This is a genomic window from Methylorubrum zatmanii, from assembly GCF_014845115.1.
GTDB classification, from domain to species: domain Bacteria; phylum Pseudomonadota; class Alphaproteobacteria; order Rhizobiales; family Beijerinckiaceae; genus Methylobacterium; species Methylobacterium zatmanii.
Window position 1 is genome coordinate 1 of sequence record NZ_NKUI01000232.1, and the last position, 10,271, is coordinate 10,271.

Consider the following 10,271-nt stretch of genomic DNA (forward strand, 5'->3'; position numbering starts at 1 on the left):
GCCACGTCCCGCCCCTGGGACCCCGGCGCATCCGGCGTGCCCCGAGCCGCGCGGCGCGCTTCCCCATCCCCCCGGCTCCGCGAATGGCGCCATGACGGGACGGGAAGGATTTTCCGCCGCTGACCAGGAGGGGCGCCGGCCGGCCGGAATGGGCGCATGGCTCCTGCTCGGGTTCGTCCTCATCGTAGGAGCCGTGGCGGGAGCCGGCGCCGGCTACGGGCTCGCGCGCGGCGCATGGGATATTCCCAACGCGGTCGCGACGCGGCTTCCCGCACCGGTCGCGGCGTGGCTGCCCCAGGCCGCGCGACCCATGCCCCCGGAGCTCAAGGGTTATGCCTTCGAGCTCCTGGATCCCGAGGCCAAGGCGGGCGAGGCGACCCTCAGGGTCCGCCTGCTCGACGCACGCGTCGGCAAGCCCGTGGCCGACGCGCTCGTCTACGCGCGCCGCCTCGACATGGCGCCCGACGGGATGCCGACGATGACCGGCAAGCTGGAGCCCGAGGCAAGCCCAGGACCGGGCATCCACGCCTTCAGGGCCGGCCTGACGATGGAGGGCCGCTGGCGCCTCTCGCTGGCCGCGAAGGTGCCGGGCGAGACCGGCACCGTCCACGACCAACTCGTGCTCAGGGCGGTCGAGTGATGGACCAGACGACACCGATCCACCTGGCGCGGCACCATGAGCGCGCCCCCCGGGGCGGCCATGCGAGGGCGTGGGTCGCGGGCCTCGTCCTCCTGCCCCTCGCCGTCGCGGGCGGGGCCCTTGCCGGGCTGAGGGCCGGCGCGGCGGGATGGCCCCTGCCGGCATGGTTGCCGCCGTCGGTCTCCGGCCCGCTCGTCGGTCGCGGCGCGAAGCCGGCCGCGGCCGCGGATGCGCCCGTCCTCTACTACCGTGATCCCGACGGAAAGGCGGCCTACGCGCTCGCCCCGGCGCGGACGCCCGACGGACGCGACTACCTTCCCGTGCGTGTCGGCGGGGATGTCGACTTCGAGCCCCGGCCCGCCGCGAAGGAGGCCACGGCGAACGCCACCTACGCCGCGCCCCCGGCCGGGGGCCGGAAAATCCTCTACTACCGCAACCCGATGGGCCTGCCCGACACCTCGCCGGTGCCGAGGAAGGACTCGATGGGGATGGACTACGTCCCCGTCTACGAGGGCGAGGCCGAGGAGGGCAACACCCTCAAGATCTCGCCCGGCAAGGTTCAGCGCACCGGCGTCCGCTCCGAGAGGGCCGAACGTCGCGTCGTCAGCCGCGCCGTGCGGGTGCCCGGCACCGTCACCCTCGACGAGCGGCGCGTCACCGTCGTGGCGACACGGTCGGACGCCTACGTCGACCACGTCGAGAACGTCACGACCGGGGACCGCGTGCGCAAGGGCCAGCCCCTGGTCCACGTCTACTCGCCCGAGATCAACGCGGCCGCCGCCCAGCTCATCGCCAATCCCGGCTTCGACGGGGCCCGGCGGCGGCTGCAGAACCTGAACGTCTCGGAGGAGGTGATCAACGAGATGGAGCGGACCCGGAAGGTGCCGATGGCCATCACCTGGTCCGCGCCTCGGGACGGCCTCGTCCTGCAGCGCACCGCCGTCGAGGGCATGAAGGCCGCGGCCGGCGACACCCTGTTCCGGATCGGCGACATCTCGACGATCTGGGTGCTGGCCGAGGTGCCCGAATACGACCTCGGCAGCGTCAAGGTCGGCCAGCCGGTCGGCGTGCGCATGCGCTCGCTCCCCGGGCGCGACTTCGTCGGCAAGGTCGGTCTGATCTACCCGCAGGTGAACACGCAAACGCGCACCACCCGCGTGCGCATCGAGCTGCCGAACCCCGACGGGGTGCTCCTGCCCGACATGTACGCCGACGTCGAGATCGGGACCGGCGCGACGAAGCCCGTCGTCGCGGTCCCGAACGATGCCGTCATCGACACGGGCGCGCGCCAGGTCGTGCTCGTCGACAAGGGCGAGGGCCGCTTCGAGCCGCGCGAGGTCAAGATCGGCGCCCGCGGCGAGGGCTACACCGAGATCCGCGAGGGCGTGCAGGCCGGCGAGCATGTCGTGACCGCGGCCAACTTCCTGATCGACGCCGAGAGCAACCTGAAGGCGGCGCTGCAGAGCATGGCGGCGCCCAAGTCCCCCGCCGAGCCCCGGGCGCAGGCCGAGGAGAACCCGGAATGATCGCGCGCCTCATCGGCTGGTCGGCCCGCAACCTCGTCCTGGTGCTGATCGGGACCGTCTTCGCGGTGGCGGCCGGTCTCTATAGCGTGCGCACCCTGCCGCTCGACGCCATCCCGGACCTCTCGGACGTGCAGACCATCGTCTACACCGAGTACCCGGGGCAAGCGCCCCAGGTCGTCGAGGACCAGGTCACCTACCCGCTGACCACCGCCATGCTCACGGTGCCGCGGTCGAAGGTGGTGCGCGGCTTCTCGTTCTTCGGGGTCTCGTTCGTCTACGTGATCTTCGAGGACGGCACCGATCCGTACTGGGCACGCTCGCGCGTGCTGGAATACCTGAGCGCGGCCGGCAAGCGGCTGCCGGCCGGGGTGACGCCGACGCTCGGGCCCGACGCGACGGGGGTGGGCTGGGTCTACCAGTACGCCATCGTGGCCAAGCAGCAGACGCTCGCCGAGCTGCGCTCGCTGCAGGACTGGGTCGTCCGCTTCGGCGCCTCGCGCGCCGAGGGGGTGGCCGAGGTCGCGGGCGTCGGCGGCTTCGTGAAGCAGTACAACGTCGTCGTCGACCCGAACCGGCTGCGCGCCCAGGGTATCAGCCTCAGCAGGCTCCGAGACGCCATCCGGTCGAGCAACGCCGACGTCGGCGGCCGCACGGTCGAACTCTCCGAGTTCGAGTTCATGGTGCGTGGGCGCGGCTACCTCAGAAGCGTCTCCGACATCGAGAACATCGTCCTGAAGACGGAGGCCGGCACCCCGCTGCGGGTGCGGGACATCGCCCGGGTCGAGCTCGGGCCGGACGAGCGGCGCGGCATCACCGAGATGAACGGCGAGGGCGAGGTGGCCGGCGGCATCATCCTGCAGCGCTTCGGCGCCAACGCCCTCACCGTTATCGAGGGCGCCAAGGCGAAGCTCGCGGAGGTCGCGAAAAGCCTGCCGGCGGGCACCGAGATCCTGGCGGTCTACGACCGCTCGCAGCTGATCGAGGCGGCCATCGACACCCTGAAGCACACGCTCGTCGAGGAGAGCGTCATCGTGGCGCTCGTCTGCATCGTGTTCTTGGCTCACCTGCGCAGCGCGCTGGTGGCCATCCTGATGCTGCCGGTCGGCATCCTGATGGCGTTGGGCGCCATGCATCTCCTCGGGATCGGCGCCAACATCATGAGCCTGGGCGGCATCGCCATCGCGGTCGGGGCCATGATCGACGCCGCCATCGTCATGATCGAGAACGCCCATAAGCACCTGGAGCGGGCGCCGCCGGGCAGGCCCCGGGTCGAGATCCTGGTCGAAGCGGCGGCAGAGGTCGGCCCGTCGCTGTTCTTCTCCCTCCTCGTGATCACGGTGAGCTTCCTGCCGATCTTCACCCTGGAGAGCCAGGAGGGGCGGCTGTTCGGGCCGCTCGCCTTCACCAAGACCTTCGCTATGGCCGCCGCGGCGCTCCTGTCGGTCACCCTGGTGCCGGCCCTGATGGTGCTGTTCGTGCGCGGGCGCATCATCCCCGAGCACCGCAACCCGCTGAACCGGCTGCTGATCTGGGTCTACCGCCCGGTCATCAAGGTCGTGCTGAGGGCCAAGGTGCTGACCATCCTGCTGGCGGTGGCGGCGCTCGGCCTGACCCTCTGGCCGGCCCGCCAGCTCGGCTCCGAGTTCATGCCGGACCTGAACGAGGGCACCCTGATGTACATGCCCACGACCTTGCCGGGCATCTCGGTGACCCAGGCCGGGGAGCTGCTGGCGACCCAGGACCGCATCATCAAGTCCTTCCCGGAGGTGGCTTCGGTCTACGGCAAGGCGGGGCGTGCCTCGACGGCGACGGACCCGGCCCCCACCGAGATGTTCGAGACGATCATCACCCTCAAACCGAAGGCGGAGTGGCGTCCCGGCGTGACGCTGGCGAGCCTCAAGGCCGAGATGGACAGGGCCCTGCAGTTCCCCGGCGTGTCGAATGCCTGGACGCAGCCGATCCGAGCCCGCATCGACATGCTCTCGACCGGCATCCGCACGCCGGTCGGCATCAAGGTCTACGGCACCGAGCTGGCCGAGATGGAGAAGGTCGCCCGACAGATCGAGGCGGTCGTGCGCAACGTGCCGGGCACGTCGAGCGCCTACGCCGAGCGGGTCATCGGCGGCTACTTCCTCGACATCACCCCGGACCGCGAGGCGCTCGGGCGCTACGGCCTGACGGTCGGGGACGTGCAGGACGTCATCGCGACGGCGCTGGGGGGCGAGAGCGTCACGAACACGGTCGAGGGCCGCGAGCGCTACACCGTCAACGTGCGGTACCCCCGCGACTTCCGTTCGGATCCGCAAGCCATCGCCACCGAGGTGCAGGTGCCGTTGCCGGCCGGCGGCACGGTGCCGCTCGGCGAGGTGGCCAAGGTGCAGCTGACCCGGGGGCCGACCTCGATCCGCACCGAGAACGGGCAGCTCGCGGTCTACATCTTCGTCGACATAACCGGGCGCGACCTCGGCGGCTACGTCGCCGAGGCCCGGGACGCGGTCGACAAGGAGGTCCAGCTCGCGCCGGGCACGAGCGTCCAGTGGAGCGGCCAGTTCGAGTACCTGGAGCGGGCGGAGGCGCGGCTGAAGATCGTGGTGCCCGTGACGCTGCTCGTCATCTTCCTGCTCCTCTACCTGAACTTCCGGCGCCTGACCGAGACGCTGATCGTCATGCTGTCCCTGCCCTTCGCCCTCGTGGGCGGCGTCTGGCTGATGTGGTGGATGGGCTTCAACATGTCGGTGGCGGTGGCGGTGGGGTTCATCGCGCTCGCCGGCGTCGCCGCGGAGACCGGCGTGATCATGCTGGTCTACCTCGACCATGCCTGGGACGAGCGTCGGGCCGCGGCCCTCGCCGCCGGGCGGGAGACCACGCGCGCGGACCTGTACCAAGCCATCATGGTGGGGGCGGTCGAGCGGGTGCGGCCGAAGATGATGACGGTCGTCGCCATCATGGCGGGCCTGCTGCCCATCCTGTGGAGCACCGGCGCGGGGTCGGAGATCATGCAGCGCATCGCGGTGCCGATGATCGGCGGCATGGTCTCCTCGACCGTGCTGACCCTCGTCGTGATCCCGGCCATCTACGGGCTGGTGAAGGAACGGAGGCCGACGCTTCGGCAGGAGCGGCGGGCCGCCGTGCACGCGGGCCTCCCCCGGGCCGCCGAGTGAGCGTGGCTGGACGGGCCGTCCCGGCGGCCGTGAGCAGACAGGAGTTGGTTATGAGCGAACTTTTCCGGCCGTCCCGACGCATGGTGGTCCTCGGCCTGGCGGCCGCCGGCGTACAGGCGGCGCGGGCGGAGGATCTGCCGGAAGTCGTCGCCACGAAGGACCCGAGCTGCGGTTGCTGCGAGGCCTGGGTCAAGCACCTGCGCGCCGAGGGTTTTCGCGTCCAGGTCGTGAACGCCCCCGTGAACCCGGTCAAGGCGAGGCTCGGGGTGCCGCGGGAGCTGGCCTCGTGCCACACGGCCCAGGTCGGCGGCTACGTGATCGAGGGGCACGTGCCCGCATCGGCCATCAAGCGGCTGCTGGTGGAGAAGCCTGCCGGCACCGGCCTCGCGGTGCCCGGCATGCCGGTCGGTTCGCCCGGCATGGAGGTCGACGGGGTGGAGCCCGCCACCTACGAGGTGGTGCTGTTCGGCCCGGGCGTGCGCACCACCTTCGCGCGATTTCGCGGCGGGCAGGCCGTCTAGCCGGGCATGGCGGCACGCCCGCCCTGGCAAGCAGGGGGCTTCTTGACCGAGGTCGACCGGACCGCCGCGGCATTGACCTTCGAGCGCGACGACGAGGACGAACTCTTGGCTTGCGGCGTCGGCCCGCGCATCGCCGTCGCCATCGTCAACACGAGCAAGACATCGGCCGGCTTGGGCCGCCTCGACAACGTCCGCCACGGGACGGGGGAGCCGAGGCGGCTCTTGCCGAGGGCCTCGGGGGCGGCGCCACCGTCGGTCTCGTCGAGCTGAGGATTGCGTGCGGTGACGATCGCCATCCTGAGGCCTCGCCGCAGGTCAACCGGGGGCGCCGCGGCGGCACTGGCGGGGTGCCGGCCTTCCCAACGCAGGGCCCACCCACCGCGCTGTGGCTGGATGCAGGGAGCCCACAACGTCGCGGTCGTCGCGAGCCCTGCCGACATCTGGTTCGAACCCGGGGCACCCGAATCGGGCGACGCGCCGAGACAGCGGCCTTGGGACTGGGCGGTCGAAGCGCCGGCCGCCCTCGCGTGGGGAGCTCGGGCAAAACGGCAGGGTGGTGCCGCTAATCCTCGATCCAAGCGAGCTGCCGCCGGTACACCTGACCCTCGCCGCCACAGGACCGGCAATCGAAGTCGTGCCGCTGCCCCGTCCCCTTGCAGCTCGGGCACGTCACCAAGTCATACTGTGACCAGTCGTACCGGTCCGCCAGCTGCCGTTCCATGCGCCCGTCGCCGCCACAGGGTGGGCAGTCGTAGCCGTTGACCTGTCCGCTGCCGCCGCAGAGGCGGCACGGCACCTCGGCGTAGTCCGACAGGTCGACGCGCTCGGCGTGCCGTGCCTCGACCCGCCCGTCGCCCTGGCACACGGGGCAATCGAGGCCGTCCCGTCGCCCGCTTCCGTGGCAGAGGGGGCAATCGACCTCGTCGTATGCGGTTGGATCGATCCTGTCGGCGACGTGCCGCTCCATCGACCTCTCGCCGCCGCAGGCCGGGCACTCCTCGCCCTGCCGGCGCCCGACGCCCGCGCAGACGGGACAGGGCACTTCCTGGTAGTCCCTGGCGTCGACCGCTTCCGCGTGGCGACGCTGCATGCGACGCTCGCCGCCGCAGGCCGTGCATGGGCTCCCGTTGCGCTGGCCCAGCCCGTCGCAGACCGGGCAATCCACCGCTTGGTAAGCCGATACGTCGATTCGGCGGGCCTCCGCCGTGCCGATGTAGCCCTCGCCCCCGCAGGCCGGGCAATCGGAGCCGTCCCACGAGCCCGCACCCCCGCAGAGCGGGCAGGCGGTCATCGAGGCGTCCCGCAGGAACTCGTCCCGCGCCTCGACGACGGCCGCGGCGAACGTCGGTATCCGAGCCCCGGGCAGCGCCCGGGCTCCCTTCGCCGAGGTGGCGACCTTGGCCGCGAACTTGCCGTAGGACCGGCCGACGGGACCGGCCGTCGGCTTCGCGGTCGCGGCCCTGCTCGCGGTCTCTTCCAGCGCGACGATGTCCTGTTCAGCAAGGGCAACCGCGGCGCCGTGGGCCGCGGCGAACTGCGCGTTGGCCAACAGGCCGCCGATCTCCTCAATCTGTCGGACGAGTTGCAGGACGGCGAGGCTCGCATTCCGTTCGATGGTCCACCCCCGCACGCGCCGGTTGACGAGCATCTGCTTCACGGCCCGCACGGTCGCGAGGTCGACGTCGCGGGGCATGTACAGGCCCTTGTCGAAGTCCGTGTGGTGGTTTGGGCAGAGCCAGATGAGACCGGCGGGATGGTGGCTCAGGGTTTGCGAGACGGGCTCGATATGCGCGGCCTCGCAGTTCGCGCCGTGGCTGCAGATCGCGCAGCCGCAGTTCGCCTCAAGCTTGATCTCCAGGCGGACCTTCTCGGGCATGTGCGGACGCGTCTTGCCTTCCTTGACCGGCCAAGGTTCCCGCAGGAACTTGTCGAAGGCGGCGAGCTCGGCTTCCTCGTACCAGCGCAGCCCGTCCGCGGTCTCGCACGCGAGCTTGCGCCGGATGCCGGCCTTGGCCCCGTAGCGCGTGAAGTGTTCGAGCAGTTCCGGCGACATCCGCAGGCGGATCGCCGCTTCGACCTCGGACAGCTTCCCGTTGCCTTCGGGCTTGGTGTTGCTCGCCATCCGGGGGCTCTAGCGTCCGTCGAAACAGTCTTTGGCGTGCCGGCCAGGGACGGTCGCCCGCCGAGGAAGACGACGCGGCGGTCGCCCCTCGGCCCACCGGCTCGGGCCGGGCGCGCCCTTCTAAACTTGCCGGCGCCACCCGGCAACGACGTGCCCGGACCGGCTGACCCGATGTACGTCCGGGCCGAACGGCACCGGACGCCTGGGTCGACGTGCTGCCATCCCTGAAGCTGTCTACGCACTCGTCCCGCGGCGAAAGCGAGGGCCGCCTCGGTTCCTACTGGCCGAAGCAGGCGTACGACGGGCCATGGTGGCAGGTGGCGTGATCATGGCGCGTGAAGTGGTTGTAGAAGCCGCGGTCGTGGGCGAGATGCTCGCACTCGTGATAGGAGTAGACGCAGCCGAGGAAGACCGGGCGATTATGTACCCGGAGTGTCTTGGCGGTCGGTGCGAGGCCGGCGCTCGAACCGTGATCGGACGCCGCGCCGTAGGGCGGCGGTGTCATCCGGAAGCCGACGGCACCTGCCCCGGTCGGGACCAAGACCAGGGCGAGTGCGGAGACGTAGAGAACCCGTTTGAGCATCGCGTATCCCTCCCGGGTCGTTTCCTGCAGTTGAGATCCCCCGTCCGGGATCGAGTAACGCACGAGCGGCCTGAAACGGTTGCACACCCCTAGGGGGTAATCGGCGCAGCGGGTCGGCGAAGTCTCCGGATCGGGTGAAGTTCGGAGCCTGTCCGGGCCGAATGACCTCGTCTTGAAGGCGCCGCGCGCACGCCTAGACCCACGAAGGCCTCAGCTCTTGCCGACGATGGCAGCGCCCCGTCGATCGTTACCCCCATGGGGTACGTTAAGGGGATATCAACCGTGCCGTGGGAGGGTTCGCTGACGGGGACTGCGGGTGAGGGACCGGACGATGGTTGGAATCGGTGAAATGGCGCGAACGCTCGGCCTGCTCGGCTGCGGCCTGATCTCCGCGACGTTCGCGGCACCGTCACACGCGGCTGACCTGCCGCCGGCCGCGCCGATGCCGGAACTGCGCGGAACGCTCGCGCCGGAGGCCGAGGTGTCGGGCTTTTACCTCCGCGGCGACATCGGTTTCAGCAACCAATCCGTGGAACGGCTCTCCAACAGCCTGGACGCGCTCGGGACGATCGAGAAGGTCAATCTGGGTTTCGCGGGCGCCCCGCTCGCGGGCGGCGGCGCCGGCTACCGCTTCGGCCGGTGGTTCCGGGCCGACGTCACGGGCGAGTATCGCAGCGCCGCCGCGTTCACCGGGCTTGAGCGCTACCGCGACGCGAGCCTGCCGCTCGGGTACGGCACCGACGAGTACACCGCGTCGAAGCGTGAAGTGGCCGTGCTTCTCAACGGCTACGTCGATCTCGGCAATTGGTACGGCCTCACGCCGTTCCTGGGCGCCGGCGTCGGCGCGGTGCGGATCACGCTCGACAATTTCAAGGACACGAACGTCGTCACGCAGGGCCTCGCCTACGCGAAGGCAGGCTCGAAGACGAACCTCGCTTGGGCGTTGCACGCGGGTGTCGGCTACGAGGTGAGCCCGAGCTTCACGGTCGAGCTCGCATACCGCTACCTCAATCTCGGAGACGGAAAGACCGGCACGGTCTACAACTATGCCGGCCAGTGCGGGTCTTGCGAGGCGCTGACCTTCAAGAACGTCGATTCGCACGACGTGAAGCTCGGCTTGCGCTGGGCACCATGGGCCGCGACCGCTCCAGCCGAGCAGGCGCCGCTGGTGCGCCGGTACTGAGGTCGCGCGGTCCCGCGCGGCACCCGCACCGGTGGCGGGCTCCCCCGAGCCGGAACGGCGGCCACCACGCGGGCAGGATGGGGGTGCGTGCACGGCAGGGGCGATTGGCTTGCAGCCTCAAATCGCCAGGAAACGGCTTCGGACGCTCCACCGACAGCAGAAGTGTTCGTGCGTTGCCGATATTGGCGGCCTGTGCAAGGATTGGCCTGGGTACGAGAGGGTCTCTGGGTCCTTGGCAGTTCTTCGCGCAATGTTGCTTGCCGTGCTGGCGATGGCCGTGGCCATCGCCCCGGCGGCGCCGTGCACGATGCAGCGCCACGCCGCGGCCGATCACGCCGCCGCCGACCAGGCCGCCGCCGACCCGCATGCCCACCACCGGCACGGAGCCGGCTCCGCCGACGCGCCCGCGGCAGCGAGCGTCCAGGCGGACGGCGCGGACGGCCCCGACTGCCACCGGCATGCCTCGGCCGGCCAGCACCACCCGGGCGGCCACGGCCACCACAAGCGGCCGGCCGGCTGCGCGGCCACCTGCTGC

The 10,271-nt window shown here is 70.8% G+C and carries 8 protein-coding genes and 1 pseudogene; 6 read left to right on the forward strand and 3 right to left on the reverse strand.

Going from position 1 to position 10,271, the window contains the following annotated elements; genetic code table 11:
* Positions 1-91: 91 nt before the first annotated feature.
* From MZTS_RS21985 to MZTS_RS22000, 4 genes are read left to right on the forward strand one after another with little or no spacing between them, the layout of a single operon-like run.
* Positions 92-640 (forward strand): FixH family protein, encoded by a 549-nt coding sequence (locus tag MZTS_RS21985; protein WP_183667255.1) that lies wholly within the window; start codon positions 92-94, stop codon positions 638-640.
* Positions 640-2,166 (forward strand): efflux RND transporter periplasmic adaptor subunit, encoded by a 1,527-nt coding sequence (locus MZTS_RS21990; RefSeq protein ID WP_183667256.1) that lies wholly within the window; start codon positions 640-642, stop codon positions 2,164-2,166. The genes MZTS_RS21985 and MZTS_RS21990 overlap by 1 nt, the downstream gene beginning before the upstream one ends.
* Entirely contained in the window at positions 2,163-5,327 is a 3,165-nt protein-coding gene (locus tag MZTS_RS21995) for an efflux RND transporter permease subunit (RefSeq protein ID WP_183667257.1), read from the forward strand. Before MZTS_RS21990 ends, MZTS_RS21995 begins: the two co-directional genes overlap by 4 nt.
* Before the next feature lie 50 nt (positions 5,328-5,377).
* Positions 5,378-5,848, forward strand: coding sequence for a DUF411 domain-containing protein (locus MZTS_RS22000; RefSeq protein WP_096485538.1), 471 nt, complete (start codon positions 5,378-5,380; stop codon positions 5,846-5,848).
* On the opposite strand, the gene MZTS_RS22005 is transcribed toward MZTS_RS22000, so the two are convergent.
* From MZTS_RS22005 to MZTS_RS22015, 3 genes are all read right to left on the reverse strand, one after another.
* Positions 5,845-6,144, reverse strand: coding sequence for a hypothetical protein (locus MZTS_RS22005; RefSeq protein WP_183667258.1), 300 nt, complete (start codon positions 6,142-6,144; stop codon positions 5,845-5,847). The two genes, MZTS_RS22000 and MZTS_RS22005, sit on opposite strands and share 4 nt — an antisense overlap.
* A gap of 266 nt (positions 6,145-6,410) precedes the next feature.
* Positions 6,411-7,970 (reverse strand): HNH endonuclease signature motif containing protein, encoded by a 1,560-nt coding sequence (locus MZTS_RS22010; RefSeq protein ID WP_192285424.1) that lies wholly within the window; start codon positions 7,968-7,970, stop codon positions 6,411-6,413.
* Positions 7,971-8,247: 277 nt separating this feature from the next.
* Positions 8,248-8,553 carry a hypothetical protein gene (locus MZTS_RS22015; protein WP_009866369.1) on the reverse strand — a complete coding sequence of 102 codons (306 nt, stop codon included), beginning with the start codon at positions 8,551-8,553 and terminating at the stop codon, positions 8,248-8,250.
* Positions 8,554-8,902: 349 nt separating this feature from the next.
* Here MZTS_RS22015 and MZTS_RS22020 point away from each other — a divergent pair, with 349 nt between their 5' ends.
* Positions 8,903-9,736 (forward strand): outer membrane protein, encoded by an 834-nt coding sequence (locus MZTS_RS22020; RefSeq protein ID WP_238257918.1) that lies wholly within the window; start codon positions 8,903-8,905, stop codon positions 9,734-9,736.
* 250 nt (positions 9,737-9,986) lie between these two features.
* Positions 9,987-10,271, forward strand: a pseudogene (locus MZTS_RS22025) (hypothetical protein); the annotation flags it as partial.

What these genes read in the sequence shown, in the direction of transcription:
- MZTS_RS22000 (WP_096485538.1), top strand. Translation starts at nt 5,378, where the DNA reads ATGAGCGAACTTTTCCGGCCGTCCCGACGCATGGTGGTCCTCGGCCTG.
- MZTS_RS21985 (WP_183667255.1), top strand. Translation starts at nt 92, where the DNA reads ATGACGGGACGGGAAGGATTTTCCGCCGCTGACCAGGAGGGGCGCCGG.
- MZTS_RS22015 (WP_009866369.1), bottom strand. Translation starts at nt 8,553, where the DNA reads ATGCTCAAACGGGTTCTCTACGTCTCCGCACTCGCCCTGGTCTTGGTC.
- MZTS_RS21995 (WP_183667257.1), top strand. Translation starts at nt 2,163, where the DNA reads ATGATCGCGCGCCTCATCGGCTGGTCGGCCCGCAACCTCGTCCTGGTG.
- MZTS_RS22010 (WP_192285424.1), bottom strand. Translation starts at nt 7,970, where the DNA reads ATGGCGAGCAACACCAAGCCCGAAGGCAACGGGAAGCTGTCCGAGGTC.
- MZTS_RS22020 (WP_238257918.1), top strand. Translation starts at nt 8,903, where the DNA reads ATGGCGCGAACGCTCGGCCTGCTCGGCTGCGGCCTGATCTCCGCGACG.
- MZTS_RS22005 (WP_183667258.1), bottom strand. Translation starts at nt 6,144, where the DNA reads ATGGCGATCGTCACCGCACGCAATCCTCAGCTCGACGAGACCGACGGT.
- MZTS_RS21990 (WP_183667256.1), top strand. Translation starts at nt 640, where the DNA reads ATGGACCAGACGACACCGATCCACCTGGCGCGGCACCATGAGCGCGCC.